The 13357-nt window shown below is 61.4% G+C and carries 13 protein-coding genes; 3 read left to right on the top strand and 10 right to left on the bottom strand.

Annotated elements, in window-relative coordinates; all coding sequences use genetic code 11:
• Nucleotides 1–16: 16 nt before the first annotated feature.
• Both dnaG and rpsU read right to left on the bottom strand, forming a co-directional pair.
• Nucleotides 17–1999 (bottom strand): DNA primase, encoded by a 1983-nt coding sequence (dnaG, locus tag L6D80_RS24820; RefSeq protein ID WP_176516297.1) that lies wholly within the window; start codon nucleotides 1997–1999, stop codon nucleotides 17–19.
• Between the two features lie 294 nt (nucleotides 2000–2293).
• On the bottom strand, nucleotides 2294–2509 hold the full coding sequence (rpsU, locus tag L6D80_RS24825; protein WP_003255575.1) for a 30S ribosomal protein S21: 216 nt from the start codon (nucleotides 2507–2509) through the stop codon (nucleotides 2294–2296).
• A 204-nt stretch (nucleotides 2510–2713) separates the two neighbouring features.
• Between rpsU and tsaD the strand changes: the two genes are divergently transcribed.
• Nucleotides 2714–3739, top strand: coding sequence for a tRNA (adenosine(37)-N6)-threonylcarbamoyltransferase complex transferase subunit TsaD (gene tsaD, locus L6D80_RS24830; protein WP_054902963.1), 1026 nt, complete (start codon nucleotides 2714–2716; stop codon nucleotides 3737–3739).
• Nucleotides 3740–3753: 14 nt separating this feature from the next.
• On the opposite strand, the gene plsY is transcribed toward tsaD, so the two are convergent.
• Nucleotides 3754–4323, bottom strand: a complete 570-nt coding sequence (gene plsY, locus L6D80_RS24835; RefSeq protein WP_054902962.1) for a glycerol-3-phosphate 1-O-acyltransferase PlsY — start codon at nucleotides 4321–4323, stop codon at nucleotides 3754–3756.
• A gap of 74 nt (nucleotides 4324–4397) precedes the next feature.
• Between plsY and folB the strand changes: the two genes are divergently transcribed.
• Nucleotides 4398–4754 (top strand): dihydroneopterin aldolase, encoded by a 357-nt coding sequence (gene folB / locus L6D80_RS24840; RefSeq protein ID WP_054902961.1) that lies wholly within the window; start codon nucleotides 4398–4400, stop codon nucleotides 4752–4754.
• Nucleotides 4745–5254, top strand: a complete 510-nt coding sequence (gene folK / locus L6D80_RS24845; RefSeq protein WP_176516295.1) for a 2-amino-4-hydroxy-6-hydroxymethyldihydropteridine diphosphokinase — start codon at nucleotides 4745–4747, stop codon at nucleotides 5252–5254. The genes folB and folK overlap by 10 nt, the downstream gene beginning before the upstream one ends.
• Before the next feature lie 68 nt (nucleotides 5255–5322).
• Here the strand turns inward: folK and L6D80_RS24850 are convergent, their stop codons facing one another.
• From L6D80_RS24850 to apaG, 7 genes are all read right to left on the bottom strand, one after another.
• The gene (locus tag L6D80_RS24850) at nucleotides 5323–6432 is read right to left on the bottom strand and encodes a tRNA nucleotidyltransferase/poly(A) polymerase-related protein (RefSeq protein WP_176516293.1); all 1110 of its coding nucleotides are present in this window, start codon (nucleotides 6430–6432) and stop codon (nucleotides 5323–5325) included.
• Nucleotides 6433–6493: 61 nt separating this feature from the next.
• The gene (locus L6D80_RS24855; protein ID WP_054902958.1) at nucleotides 6494–8062 is read right to left on the bottom strand and encodes a SpoVR family protein; all 1569 of its coding nucleotides are present in this window, start codon (nucleotides 8060–8062) and stop codon (nucleotides 6494–6496) included.
• On the bottom strand, nucleotides 8059–9330 hold the full coding sequence (locus L6D80_RS24860; protein ID WP_054902957.1) for a YeaH/YhbH family protein: 1272 nt from the start codon (nucleotides 9328–9330) through the stop codon (nucleotides 8059–8061). Before L6D80_RS24860 ends, L6D80_RS24855 begins: the two co-directional genes overlap by 4 nt.
• A gap of 155 nt (nucleotides 9331–9485) precedes the next feature.
• Nucleotides 9486–11408, bottom strand: coding sequence for a PrkA family serine protein kinase (locus L6D80_RS24865; RefSeq protein ID WP_008091191.1), 1923 nt, complete (start codon nucleotides 11406–11408; stop codon nucleotides 9486–9488).
• A gap of 283 nt (nucleotides 11409–11691) precedes the next feature.
• A complete protein-coding gene (gene glpE, locus L6D80_RS24870; protein ID WP_054902956.1) occupies nucleotides 11692–12021 on the bottom strand; it encodes a thiosulfate sulfurtransferase GlpE in 330 nt (109 codons plus the stop codon).
• 14 nt (nucleotides 12022–12035) lie between these two features.
• Complete coding sequence (locus L6D80_RS24875) at nucleotides 12036–12902, bottom strand: symmetrical bis(5'-nucleosyl)-tetraphosphatase (RefSeq protein WP_054902955.1); 867 nt, start codon at nucleotides 12900–12902, stop codon at nucleotides 12036–12038.
• A complete protein-coding gene (gene apaG / locus L6D80_RS24880) occupies nucleotides 12902–13282 on the bottom strand; it encodes a Co2+/Mg2+ efflux protein ApaG (protein WP_054902954.1) in 381 nt (126 codons plus the stop codon). The genes L6D80_RS24875 and apaG overlap by 1 nt, the downstream gene beginning before the upstream one ends.
• Nucleotides 13283–13357: the final 75 nt, after the last annotated feature.

Here is a 13357-nt window from a genome sequence, read left to right on the forward strand (position 1 = left end):
TACCCGAGCATGGGCCTCACGCGCCAGATGAGGTCGGCGTTTGTGCGGGAACATTCCGGCTCAGCAGGGCGAGAAGCTGAGATTTTTCCTCGCTGCTCAACTCGCTTTGACGTGCTTTCCTGAGCAGATGTTCCAGGCTGCGCTCGCGTTGGCGGGCGGACAAGCTAGTTATAGTGTCGAAAAACTGTTGTTCAAGGTTGTCGGCCACGATCAGCCATTCCTTTTCCGCCAGGGCCCGCAGCAGGCGGCCCTGTTCGGTACCGTGCCAGCGTGCAATCAACTGCATTGAGCTTAGCCCAGGATTTTTCTGCGCGGCTTCGATCAAGGCCACCAGCAACTGGCTGTAGAGGTGTTCTTCGTCGGCGAAGTGGCTGGCGTCTTCCACCTTGCCGGCCAGCAAGGGGTGGTGCAGCAGGGTGCGCAGGGCTGCCAGGGTAGGCGGTTCCACCGGTGCCGGCGTGCGCGGCGGTGCCTCGTCGCGTTGCTGCCACGGCTTGCCACCCTTGCGGTTCTTGTCCCAGGGCTTGTCGCTCCACGGCTTCTTGCTGCCACCCTTGTTCGGCTTCCACGGCTGTTCTTGCTGCTGCGGTGCGTAGTCGTGCTGCGGCATGTCGCCGTAGTCCGGGGTGTAGCTGGCCATGGCATCGTAGTCGAAACCAGGGTCGTAGTCCGGCACGCTGCTGGCGGCCGGCGCGTGCTGGGCCAACTGTTCGACCTGTTGCGGGTCCAGGCCGGTGATTTCCTTCAGGCGATTGCGCATCAATTGGCGCAGGTTGGCGCCGGGGATCTTTTCGATCAACGGTGCAGCCAGGGTCGCCATGTGCGCCTTGCCTTCCAGGGATCGCGGATCGGCTTCGGCGCTCAATTGCTCGAAGAAATAGTCGGCCAGCGGCTGGGCGTGCTGGTTGATGCGGGCCATGAAGGCATCGGTGCCTTCGGCCCGCACCAGGCTGTCCGGGTCCTCGCCTTCGGGCAGGAACAGGAAGCGCGCACGACGCCCGTCCTGCAGTGCCGACAGGGTCGACTCCAGGGCGCGCCAGGCCGCCTTGCGCCCGGCCTGGTCGCCGTCGAAACAGAACAGCACGCTTGGCACCACGCGGAACAGGCGCTTGAGGTGCTCTTCGCTGGTGGCGGTGCCAAGTGTGGCCACCGCATTGCGCAGGCCCTGCTGGGCCAGGGCGATGACGTCCATGTAGCCCTCGACGACGATGATCTCGTCGAGGTTGCGGTTGTGCTTGCGTGCCTCATACAGCCCATAGAGCTCCTGGCCCTTGTGGAACACCGGGGTCTCAGGGGAGTTGAGGTACTTGGGCTTGTCGTCGCCCAGCACGCGGCCGCCAAAGGCGATGATGCGCCCGCGGCTGTCGCGGATCGGGAACATCACCCTGTCGCGGAAGCGGTCGTAGCGCTTGCCACTCTCGGCGTTCTCGATCAGCAGGCCGGCGTCGATCATCACCTTTTGTTGCAGGGTATCGGCACCCAGGTGTTTGAGCAGGTTGTCCCAACCCGGTGGCGCGAACCCCAGGCCGAAGTCGCGAGCGATTTCCCCCGACAGGCCACGGCCCTTGAGGTAGTCCACCGCTGCCTTGCGGGTCGGGTGGCTGCGCAACGCCTGGCGGTAGAACTCTGCGGCGGCGTCGAGCAGCGGATAGAGCGGCGAGTCGGTGGGCTGGCGGGGTTTTTGCCCGCGGCGGCCCTCTTCGCGGGGTACCTCCATGCCAGCGGCGCGGGCCAGTTCCTCGACAGCCTGGGGAAAGTCCAGGTTGTCGTGGTCCATGACGAAGCCGAGGGCGTTGCCGCCGGCACCACAGCCGAAGCAGTAATAGAACTGCTTGTCGGGGCTGACCGTGAAGGAAGGGGTTTTTTCCTTGTGAAACGGGCAGCAGGCGGAGTAGTTCTTGCCGGCTTTTTTCAGCTGGACGCGTGAACTCACCACATCGACGATGTCGAGGCGGTTGATCAGGTCGTCAATGAAGCTTTGGGGAATCAGCCCGGCCATGGCAGTCTCGTTATCTGGCAACTGGCAAGTCTAATCGCTAGCGCGCCGGTTGGGGCGAGTGCTGCTACGGGAAGTGCGAGGAGGTGTGTGCTCGTCGGCAGCCACCAGCTAAACCGGGGGCTCGTCAGTGAGGACGTGCACGACTGGTCGAAACCAGCTCTGACGCGTGACGCTGTTTGCCCACCGCAAGTTGCGACAAGCGCCTTGGGCTAGCTGCTCAAGGTTGAAACAAACCGCTGCCATCGGCCCGGCGGTGAGCCGGGCAGGGCAGAAGCTTTGCGTAGAACGCCTGTATTAGTACAGACGAACGGCGCGGCGCTGTTCGCGCTGAACTTTCTTGGCGTGACGCTTAACAGCAGCAGCTGCTTTGCGCTTACGCTCTGCGGTCGGCTTCTCGTAAAACTCGCGGCTACGAACTTCAGCCAGTACACCGGCTTTTTCGCAGGAGCGCTTGAAACGACGCAGAGCTACGTCGAAGGGTTCGTTCTCTTTAACTTTGACGGCTGGCATCCAGGGCTACCTTAATTCATTACCGGGGTAGACGTGCTCCTGGCAAAACAAAGGTGTGCTGGAGAACGTCGGTTTTCAAGGGTTGCGGATGTTAACCCTTAGCACGCCGGAATGCAAAGCCTCTGATCGAAAACCGCTGGTCGGCACCCGGCACGGGGACTATCATGCGCGGCTTCGAATTCAGCCCCCACAAGGGACGAGCCCATGCTAGTACTGGGATTGGAAACATCCTGCGACGAAACCGGCGTCGCATTATACGACAGCGAACGCGGTTTGTTGGCCGATGCGCTGTTCAGCCAGATCGACCTGCACCGTGTCTTTGGCGGGGTGGTGCCCGAGCTTGCCTCGCGTGACCACGTCAAGCGCATGCTGCCGCTCATTCGCCAGGTGCTGGACGAGGCCGGCTGCGTGGCCACCGAGATCGATGCCATCGCCTACACCGCCGGGCCTGGCCTGGTCGGCGCATTGCTGGTCGGCGCCTCCTGCGCCCAGGCCCTGGCGTTCGCCTGGGATATTCCGGCGATTGGCGTGCACCACATGGAAGGCCATCTGCTTGCGCCGATGCTGGAGGAAAACCCGCCAGCATTCCCGTTCGTCGCTTTGTTGGTCTCTGGCGGTCACACCCAGCTGGTGCGCGTCGATGGCATCGGCCGCTACGAGCTGTTGGGCGAAAGCCTGGACGATGCCGCCGGCGAGGCGTTCGACAAGACCGCCAAGCTGATCGGCCTCAACTACCCCGGTGGGCCTGAAATTGCCCGCCTCGCCGAACAGGGTGTACCTGGACGCTTCGTTTTCCCGCGGCCGATGACCGACCGCCCGGGCCTGGAATTCAGCTTCAGTGGCCTGAAGACCTTTGCCCTGAACACCTGGCAGCAGTGCCGCAATGCGGGTGACGACAACGAACAAACCCGTTGCGACGTCTCCCTGGCCTTCCAGACGGCGGTGGTGGAGACGCTCACCATCAAGTGCAAGCGCGCGCTGAAGCAAACGGGCCTCAAGCGCCTGGTGATTGCCGGCGGGGTAAGCGCCAACAAGGCGTTGCGTGCGTCCCTGGAGGACATGCTGGCCGGTATCAAAGGCAATGTGTATTACGCCCGCCCCAAGTTCTGCACCGACAATGGCGCAATGATCGCCTATGCCGGCTGCCAGCGGCTGCTGGCCGGGCAGCAACAGGACCTGGCGATCAGCGTGCAGGCGCGCTGGCCAATGGAACAGTTGCCGCCGGTATGAAGGCCGCGCGGGCGTCAGAAGTGGCGCTCGCGCCCGGCGAACAGGTCGCGCAGATTGTTGCGGTGCCGCCAGACGATCATCACGGTGAGCACGCTGATCGGCAGCAGCGCCTCAGGTTCGCGCCAGGCCAGCAGTGGCAGGGTCAGCGGAGTGGCCACCAGCGCTGCCAGCGAACTGGTGCGGGTGAGGTAGAACGTCAGCAGCCAGGCACCGATGGCCAGCAGCGCAGCAGGGAAGTACAGGGCCATGAGCATGCCGGCGGCGGTGGCCACGCCCTTGCCACCCTGGAAGCGGAAATACACAGGAAACAGGTGGCCAAGCACCGCGCAGACGCCGACCCAGGCCTGCTCCTGCAGGTCTAGCCCGGCCAGGCGCGCGAGCAACACCGGCAACAAGCCCTTGCACAGGTCGCCAAGCAGGGTCAGGATCGCCATTTTACGGCCCGCCAGGCGTAGCATGTTGGTGGCGCCAGCATTGCCCGAACCGCTGGAACGCGGGTCCGGGCTGCCCGAGAGGCGGCTGAGGACGATGGCGAAGGACAGCGAGCCGAGCAGGTAGGCGAGCAACGCCAGTAACCAAAACATGCTAACTATTCCGGGCGAGGACGCCCTGATTCTAACGGCGCCCGTCGCCCTTGTCGTGCTGTGGAGAGAAGTGCTTGGACAGAGTGTTCATCGAAGGCCTGGAAGTCGATACCGTTATCGGTGCCTACGACTGGGAACGGGATATTCGTCAGTGCCTGCGCCTGGACCTGAGTTTCGCCTGGGACAATCGCCCGGCGGCGGCCGGCGATGACCTGACCCTGGCGCTGGACTACGCCAGCGTTTCGGCACGCGTCCAGGCCTTTGCCGAGCAGGCGCGCTTCGAACTGGTGGAGACCTTTGCCGAGCGTCTGGTCGCGGCCCTGATGGAAGAGTTCCACATTCCCTGGGTGCGCCTGAAACTCACCAAGCCGGGCGCCGTTCCCGCGGCCCGTGGCGGTGTTGGCGTGGAGATCGAGCGCGGATGTCTTTGAGCACGGTTTACCTGGGCCTTGGCAGCAACATCGATCGCCATGCGCATCTGTGCGCCGGGCTCGATGCACTGGCGGGCCTCCTTACCGACATGCGCTGTTCGCCAGTGTTCGAGAGCCAGGCGGTGGGGATCAAGAGCGGGCCGTTCATCAATTTTGTGGTGACGGGCAAGACCCCGTTGCCCTTGATGGAGCTCGACCGCCGGCTCAAGTTCATCGAAGCTGACAATGGTCGCTATGCGCCTGACCGCAAGGGCTTGCCGCTGGATATCGATGTGCTGATGTATGACGATCTGCACGGTACGTTCGATGGGCTGGTGTTGCCCAGGGCCGAAATTTTGAAAAACGCGTTCGTGCTATGGCCATTGTCGTTGCTGGCCCCTGAACTGGTGCACCCAGGGGTGGGCAAGCCCATGGCGCAATTGTGGCAAGAAGCGCGTATCGAGCAGGTCTTGGCGCCAGTGGCGTTTGAGTGGCGGGGGCTGCAACTGACCCCGTCTTGACCGACGTCTTGCCAGGCCTTTCGCGGCTTGCCCGTGAAAGGCCTGTGTGAGCACCCTAGAAGTCGGGTTTATGCAGAGGCCTTGTAAGCTTCCAGAGCTTTCAGCCGCTCTGCTTTGAGCGCTTCGCCCAGCGCCTGCCCCTTCAGCCCTGCCTGCACCAACGGCTTGACGTCCACTGCCCTGGCCGCTGCTGCCGCAGCGCGCAGGTATTGCGCCTGTGGATAATCGGGTCGTCGCTCTCCCAACGCTTGCATCTCACACGCGGTAATAAAATCCTCGAACCGCTGGGGTCGCCTGTACACGTCGAACCGCTGCAGTAGCGCCAGCAACGCTTCAGGCTCAAGCTCGAACGCGCTGTGCCCCTGCGCAGCGAATTCACCCACCAGCATCGCCAATTCCTGGCACTCCCGTGGTGCCTTGAAACGCTGGTTGAGTGCCTTGAGCGAGGCAAGATCCAGCCCGTGCAGCAGGCACGCCCAGCGTACAGGCAGGGCAAGGTGATGCTTGGCGGCCTGCGTGAGTGCCGTCAGCGATGCCGCTGGGGTCTCGAGTTCAGGCATCAGCGCCTTCAAGGCGCCGCAATCGCGCAGCACCTCGATGAACACCTGTGGCTCGTCCTCCATCAACGCCCGTTCAATCTCTTTCCAGCTGCGTTCGGCGGTCAATGCCAGCAGTTCGCCCGAAGCGCTGATCTGACGCATCAGCTCCAGCGTTGCATCGGCGACCTGGAAGCCCAGCGGGGCATAGCGCGCGGCAAAGCGGGCGACACGCAGAACACGCAAGGGATCTTCGGCGAATGCCGGGGAAACATGGCGAAGAACGCGTTGTTCGAGGTCCGTTCGACCGCCATAGGGGTCCAGAATATTGCCCTGATCGTCCTCAGCCATGGCATTGATGGTGAGGTCGCGACGGGTCAGGTCTTCTTCGAGTGTCACGCACGGGCTGGCATGGAAGGTAAAACCGCCGTAGCCGCGACCGCTTTTGCGTTCGGTACGCGCCAGGGCGTATTCCTCACCCGTCTTGGGATGCAGAAAAACCGGGAAATCGGCACCTACCGGGCGAAACCCCTTGGCAAGCATTTCCTCGACGGTGGCGCCCACCACGAGCCAATCGGTATCACTGACCGGGCGCCCGAGCAGACGGTCGCGGACTGCGCCGCCGACTTTGTAGATGTGCATGTACAGCCTCCATTACTGCCGACAGGATACCCTGTCGGCGGCAAGGGTAGTGCACATGCGCTTAGAGGTGATGGATGACGGCCAGGTCCATGCGTCCATAGTCGCCGCTCTCGCCGTGCTCGCCGCGCGGTGGCATATGGTGGGTCTTGACCACCTGATCGCCTTGAACCGTCTCCAGGTGGATGTCGAAGCCCCATAGCCGGTGCAAGTGCTTGAGCACTTCTTCGGTGGAATCACCCAGCGGTTTGCGGTTGTGCTGCTGGTGGCGCAAGGTCAGGGAACGATCGCCACGGCGGTCGATGCTCCAGATCTGCACGTTGGGCTCGCGGTTGCCGAGGTTGTACTGGGCAGCCAATTGCTCGCGGATGGCTCGGTAGCCGGCTTCGTCATGGATGGCCGGCACCAACAGGTCGTCCCGCTGGTCGTCGTCGAGAATGCTGAACAGCTTCAGGTCGCGGATTACTTTGGGCGACAGGTACTGCAAGATGAAGCTTTCGTCCTTGAAGCTGCTCATGGCGAACTTGACGGTCGATAGCCAGTCACTGCCGGCAATGTCGGGGAACCAGCGTCGATCTTCTTCGGTGGGGTGTTCGCACATGCGGCGAATGTCGGTGTACATGGCAAAACCCAGGGCATACGGGTTGATGCCGTTGTAGTACGGGCTGTCGAAGCCCGGTTGGAACACTACGCTGGTGTGCGACTGGAGAAACTCCATGATGAAGCCGTCGGTGACCAAGCCTTCGTCATACAGGTCGTTCATCAGGGTGTAGTGCCAGAAGGTCGCCCACCCTTCGTTCATCACTTGCGTCTGGCGCTGTGGATAGAAGTACTGCGCAATCTTGCGCACGATACGCACCACCTCACGCTGCCAGGGTTCGAGCAGTGGGGCGTGTTTTTCGATGAAATACAGGATATTTTCCTGGGGTTCGGCAGGGAAGCGCGCATCATCGCGCTCGCCGCCTTTATCCGCGCCTTTAGGTATGGTGCGCCACAGGTCGTTGATCTGGCGTTGCAGGTGCTCCTCGCGCTCCTTCTGCCGGCGCCGTTCTTCCTCGGCAGAGATCGGGTAGGGGCGCTTGTAGCGATCGACGCCGTAGTTCATCAAGGCATGGCAGGAGTCGATCAAGTCTTCGACGGCATCGATGCCATGGCGCTCTTCGCACTGGGCGATGTACTGCTTGGCGAATACCAGGTAATCGATGATCGAGCTGGCATCGGTCCAGGTGCGGAACAGGTAGTTGCCCTTGAAGAAGCTGTTGTGGCCGTAGCAGGCGTGGGCAATCACCAGTGCCTGCATGCACATGGTGTTTTCTTCCATCAGGTAGGCGATGCACGGATCGGAGTTGATCACGATCTCGTAGGCCAGGCCCATCTGGCCGCGGCTGTAGGACTTCTCGGTACTGAGGAACTGCTTGCCGTAGGACCAGTGGTGGTAGCCCAGCGGCATGCCGACGGAGGCGTATGCGTCCATCATCTGCTCGGCGGTGATCACCTCGATCTGGTTGGGGTAAGTGTCCAGGGCGTACCGTTCGGCCAGGCGGCTTATTTCCCGGTCGTAGGTCTGGATCAGCTCGAACGTCCACTCAGACCCGGTGGAAATGGGTTGGCGTCTCTGTGCTCTGGCGGTCATGTGGCTAACCTGCGCTGGAAGAGTTCACGGAAGACCGGGTAGATGTCGCCGGCCGATACCAACTGCTGCTGGGCGAATGTGTCGGGGAAGGCCTCGCCAATACGCTCATACTCATACCACAACGCCTGGTGTTCACGCGGGGTGATCTCGACGTAAGTGTAGTACTGCACGTGGGGCATGATCTGCTTGGAGAGGATCTCGCGGCAGATTGGCGAGTCGTCGTTCCAGTTGTCGCCGTCGGAGGCCTGGGCGGCGTAGATGTTCCAGTCACTGGCCGGGTAACGTTCGGCCATGATCTCCTGCATCATCTTCAACGCGCTGGAAACGATCGTGCCGCCGGTTTCCCGTGAGTAGAAGAACTCTTCCTCATCGACTTCGCGAGCACTGGTGTGGTGGCGGATGAACACCACTTCGATGCGGTCATAGTTCCGTTTGAGGAACAGGTACAGCAGGATGAAAAAGCGTTTGGCGATGTCCTTGGTAGCCTGGGTCATCGAGCCAGACACGTCCATCAGGCAGAACATCACCGCCTTGGAGCTGGGGTTGGGCTGCTTGACCAGCAGGTTGTACTTGAGGTCGAAGGTGTCGAGGAACGGCAGGCGATTGATTCGCGCCTTCAGGCGTTCGATTTCCTGCTCCACTTCCTGGATGTCGGTAAAGTTGTCTGGTTCTTCGACTTTCAGCCGGGCCAGTTCCTTCTGTGCTTCGCGCAGCAGCGCACGGCTGCTGCCGGTCAGGGCGATGCGCCGGGCGTGGGCCGAGCGCAGGGTGCGGACGATGTTGATACGTGAGGGGTTGCCTTCGTTGGCGATGCCGGCGCGCACCGTCTTGAAGGTATCGGCACCGGTCAGGTGGCGTTTGACCAGGTTGGGCAGTTCGAGGTCTTCGAACATGAATTCGAGGAATTCTTCCTGGGTGATCTGGAAGACAAAGTCATCCATGCCCTCGCCGGAGTTGCCGGCCTTGCCACGGCCACCGCCACCCCCGCCGCCTTGAGGCCTGGGGATATGTTCGCCGGCGGTGAACTCTTTGTTGCCTGGGTGCACGATGGTCTGCTTGCCGCCTCGGCCATGGTGCAGCACCGGTTCATCGATGTCCCGTCCCGGAATGCTGATCTGCTCGCCATGCTCCATGTCCATGATGGAGCGGCGGCTCACGGCCTCTTCGACGGCTTTCTTGATGTGTTCACGGTACCGCCGCAAAAAGCGCTGGCGGTTGACCGTGCTCTTGTTCTTGCCGTTCAGGCGTCGGTCGATAACGTAGCTCATGGGCCCTCCGGTGACTGGATGCAGCTGCAAACAACGCGCTGCAAGCCACAAGCTTCAAGCTGCAAGAAAACGCAGCCACCGCCGCTGCAAGCCGTGGTGAGGGCGCGGGCGCCAACCCCGTTCGGCTTGCAGCGTGCGGCTTGTAGCTCGCCGCTTTATTGCGATTTCCTGACCCGCAGGTACCATTCCGACAGCAGGCGCACCTGTTTGTCGGTATAGCCACGCTCCACCATCCGCGTGACGAAGTCGTTGTGTTTCTGTTGGTCCTCCTTGCTGGCCTTGGCATTGAAGCTGATGACCGGCAGCAGGTCTTCGGTGTTGGAGAACATTTTCTTCTCGATCACCACCCGCAGCTTCTCGTAGCTGAGCCAGCTCGGGTTCTTGCCATTGTTGTTGGCACGGGCTCGCAATACGAAGTTGACGATCTCGTTGCGGAAATCCTTCGGATTGCTGATGCCAGCTGGTTTCTCGATCTTCTCCAGCTCTTCGTTGAGGGCGATGCGGTTGAGGATCTCGCCGGTTTCCGGGTCGCGGTATTCCTGGTCCTGGATCCAGAAATCGGCGTACAGCACATAGCGGTCGAAAATATTCTGGCCGTACTCGCTGTACGATTCGAGGTAAGCGGTCTGGATTTCCTTGCCGATGAACTCGATATAGCGCGGCGCCAGGTATTCCTTGAGGTAGCGCAGGTACCGTTCACGCACTTCGGCTGGGAACTGTTCCTGTTCGATCTGCTGTTCCAGCACATAGAGCAGGTGCACCGGGTTGGCCGCGACCTCATGCGGGTCGAAGTTGAATACCTTGGAAAGAATCTTGAAGGCGAAGCGGGTCGACAGGCCGTTCATGCCCTCGTCCACCCCCGCCGCGTCGCGGTATTCCTGGATCGACTTGGCCTTGGGGTCGGTGTCCTTGAGGTTTTCCCCGTCGTAGACACGCATCTTGGAGTAGATGTTGGAGTTTTCCGGCTCCTTGAGGCGCGAAAGCACGGTGAACTGGGCAAGCATCTTGAGCGTGTCCGGCGCGCAATGGGCCTTGGCCAGCGAACTGTTGACCAGCAGTTTGTCGTAGATCTTGATCTCGTCGCTGACGCGCAGGCAGTACGGTACTTTGACGATGTAGATCCGGTCGATGAATGCCTCGTTGTTCTTGTTGTTGCGGAAGGTGTGCCACTCCGATTCGTTGGAGTGGGCCAGCAGGATGCCGGAGTAGGGGATGGCGCCCAGCCCTTCGGTACTGTTGTAGTTACCTTCCTGTGTGGCGGTGAGTAATGGGTGCAGCACCTTGATTGGCGCCTTGAACATTTCGACGAATTCCATCAGGCCTTGGTTGGCCCGGCACAGTGCGCCGGAGTAGCTGTAGGCGTCTGCGTCGTTCTGCGGGAATTCCTCGAGTTTGCGGATATCCACTTTACCCACCAGGGCCGAGATGTCCTGGTTGTTCTCATCGCCTGGTTCGGTCTTGGCGATGGCGATCTGATTAAGGATCGATGGGTACAGCTTGACCACCCTGAATTTGCTGATATCGCCGCCATATTCCTGCAGGCGCTTGGTGGCCCATGGCGACATGATGGTGTTCAGGTAGCGTCGGGAGATCCCGTACTCTTCCTCGAGAATGGCGCCATCTTCGGTGGCGTTGAACAGGCCCAGTGGCGATTCGAAGACGGGCGAGTCCTTGATCGCGTAGAAGGGCACCTTCTCCATCAGTTGCTTGAGTTTCTCGGCCAGCGACGATTTACCGCCACCTACCGGGCCCAGCAGGTAGAGGATCTGTTTCTTCTCTTCCAGGCCTTGGGCGGCATGGCGGAAGTAGGACACGATCTGGTCGATGCACTCTTCCATGCCATGGAAGTCGGCAAAGGCCGGATACCGACGGATCACCTTGTTGGAGAAGATCCGCGACAGTCTGGAGTTGCTTGAGGTGTCGATCAGTTCCGGCTCACCGATGGCCAGCAACAGCCTTTCAGCCGCCGAGGCGTAGGCACTGCGATCCTCTTTGCACAGCTCGAGGTACTCCTGCAGCGAGAGTTCTTCCTGGCGCGTAGACTCGAAGCGTTGTTGGAAGTGGCTAAAAATACTCATGACGTCACCTCGCTCGATACGTGGAGACGACGCCGGATCAGTCAGCTGATGCTGGCATGCAACCGGGTTCGCCGATTGCTGTATACCCCCCAGAACACCCTGTAACGCTACCGATGACCCGCACGCCGGTGTACCGGCTCTCCCCTTTTTTTGGATGGCCTGCGCTTAAGAATAGTTGGTTATCCGCAAGGTCAAGGGCAAGCGGCGGAGAAGTTGCTGGCGACCGTTCGTCAGGTGAGGCGCAAGCCCGCGTGGGGCGCGGGCTGCAGTAAAAATGAAAAAATTATTCAGCGGCGCCTTGGGCTGTCTCGGCCGGGTAGGTGGCACGCCACAGCTCAAAGCCGCCGTCGACGCTGTACACCTCGGAAAAGCCCTGGCCTACCAGGTAGGCGGCCGCGCTCTGGCTGGAGTTGCCGTGGTAGCAGACCACCAACGTGGGGGCATCGAGGTCGGCGTTGCGGATGAAATCGGCAACGCTATGGTTGTCCAGGTGCTTGGCGCCGGTGATGTGGCCGGCGGCAAAGGCTTGCGGGTCGCGAATGTCGACGACGACCGCACCTTGCGCGCGCAGAGCCAACGCCTGCTCGGGAGGGATGCGCTTGAATTCGCTCATGGGGACGGCTTCCTTCAGGGGTGATCGTTGAGTTTAGCGGGTTGCGCCGGTGGGCGGACGGTGCCGTCGTCGGCGCAGTCGCAACGGTGATAGTCACCGCTGTCGACGTTGTAGAGGGTCATGGTGCCACCCCATACGCAGCCGGTGTCCAAGGCGATGATGCCCGGCTCGTCGACGCGTCCTTCGAGGGCGGCCCAATGGCCGAAGATGATTTGCACATGGCGTGAGCGGCGATCCTTGTGCGCGTACCAGGGCTTGTAGCCCTTCGGTGCGGTGCCCAGGCCTTCCTTGCTCTTGAGGTCGAGCTTGCCCTCGGCGGTGCAGAAGCGCATGCGGGTCAGGTAATTGGTGATCACCCGCAGGCGCTCGATACCACTGAGGTTCTTACTCCACTTGGTCGGTTCGTTGCCGTACATGCCATCCAAGTAGAGCTTCAGCCGCCCGTCATCGCGCAGCACTGCTTCGACTTCACCGGCCAGCTCCAACGCCTTGCCTAGCGTCCACTGCGGCGGAATGCCGGCATGGACCAGGGCGATGCCCCGTGGCTCGTCATAGTGCAGCAGCTTCTGTTGGCGCAGCCAATCCATCAGTTGATCGGCATCTGGCGCTTCGAGTATCTCGCGCAGCGTGTCGCTTTTCTTCAGGCGTTCGACGTTGTGCCACGCGGCCAGCAGGTGTAGGTCATGATTGCCCAGCACGCAGACCAGTGACTGGCGGATCGAGTAAAGAAAACGAAGGGTTTCCAGCGACTCGGGACCGCGGTTCACCAGGTCGCCGACCAGCCACAGGCGGTCCACGGCGGGGTCGAACTTGACGCGTTCGAGCAGGCATTTGAGGGGTTGCAGACAGCCTTGCAGGTCCCCGACGGCATAGGTGGCCATCAGTGCAGGGCCCCCGGCACGGCCAGGCGGAAGGGCGCGATTTCGGCGTCGAAGCGTTTACCGTCTTCGGCGAACATCTGATAACTGCCCTGCATGGTGCCAACGCGGGTGCTGATGACGGCGCCGCTGCTGTAGGTGTGGCTCTGGCCGGGTTCGATGGTCGGTTGCTGCCCGATCACACCGGCGCCGCGCACTTCCTCCACTTCGCCATCACCGTTGGTAATCAGCCAGTGGCGAGACATCAGCTTGGCTTTTACCGAGCCGTTGTTCTGTACGGTGATGGTGTAAGCGAAGGCAAAACGACTGCTTTCGGGGTCGGATTGTTCTTTGAGGTAGCGGGTCACGACGCTGACGTCGATTTGATAGCGGGGATCGGACATGCAGGGGCCTTGAGCAAACACGCGAATACGGCAATTCATGCAGTCTAGGCCATTGGCGGGGGGAAGGGCCAGTGG

It is taken from the genome of Pseudomonas ceruminis, from assembly GCF_021602025.1.
Lineage (GTDB): Bacteria > Pseudomonadota > Gammaproteobacteria > Pseudomonadales > Pseudomonadaceae > Aquipseudomonas > Aquipseudomonas ceruminis.

What these genes read in the sequence shown, in the direction of transcription:
- L6D80_RS24850 (WP_176516293.1), bottom strand. Translation starts at nt 6,432, where the DNA reads ATGCACATCTACAAAGTCGGCGGCGCAGTCCGCGACCGTCTGCTCGGG.
- glpE (WP_054902956.1), bottom strand. Translation starts at nt 12,021, where the DNA reads ATGAGCGAATTCAAGCGCATCCCTCCCGAGCAGGCGTTGGCTCTGCGC.
- rpsU (WP_003255575.1), bottom strand. Translation starts at nt 2,509, where the DNA reads ATGCCAGCCGTCAAAGTTAAAGAGAACGAACCCTTCGACGTAGCTCTG.
- dnaG (WP_176516297.1), bottom strand. Translation starts at nt 1,999, where the DNA reads ATGGCCGGGCTGATTCCCCAAAGCTTCATTGACGACCTGATCAACCGC.
- apaG (WP_054902954.1), bottom strand. Translation starts at nt 13,282, where the DNA reads ATGTCCGATCCCCGCTATCAAATCGACGTCAGCGTCGTGACCCGCTAC.
- L6D80_RS24865 (WP_008091191.1), bottom strand. Translation starts at nt 11,408, where the DNA reads ATGAGTATTTTTAGCCACTTCCAACAACGCTTCGAGTCTACGCGCCAG.
- L6D80_RS24855 (WP_054902958.1), bottom strand. Translation starts at nt 8,062, where the DNA reads ATGACCGCCAGAGCACAGAGACGCCAACCCATTTCCACCGGGTCTGAG.
- plsY (WP_054902962.1), bottom strand. Translation starts at nt 4,323, where the DNA reads ATGTTTTGGTTACTGGCGTTGCTCGCCTACCTGCTCGGCTCGCTGTCC.
- L6D80_RS24875 (WP_054902955.1), bottom strand. Translation starts at nt 12,902, where the DNA reads ATGGCCACCTATGCCGTCGGGGACCTGCAAGGCTGTCTGCAACCCCTC.
- tsaD (WP_054902963.1), top strand. Translation starts at nt 2,714, where the DNA reads ATGCTAGTACTGGGATTGGAAACATCCTGCGACGAAACCGGCGTCGCA.
- L6D80_RS24860 (WP_054902957.1), bottom strand. Translation starts at nt 9,330, where the DNA reads ATGAGCTACGTTATCGACCGACGCCTGAACGGCAAGAACAAGAGCACG.
- folK (WP_176516295.1), top strand. Translation starts at nt 4,745, where the DNA reads ATGTCTTTGAGCACGGTTTACCTGGGCCTTGGCAGCAACATCGATCGC.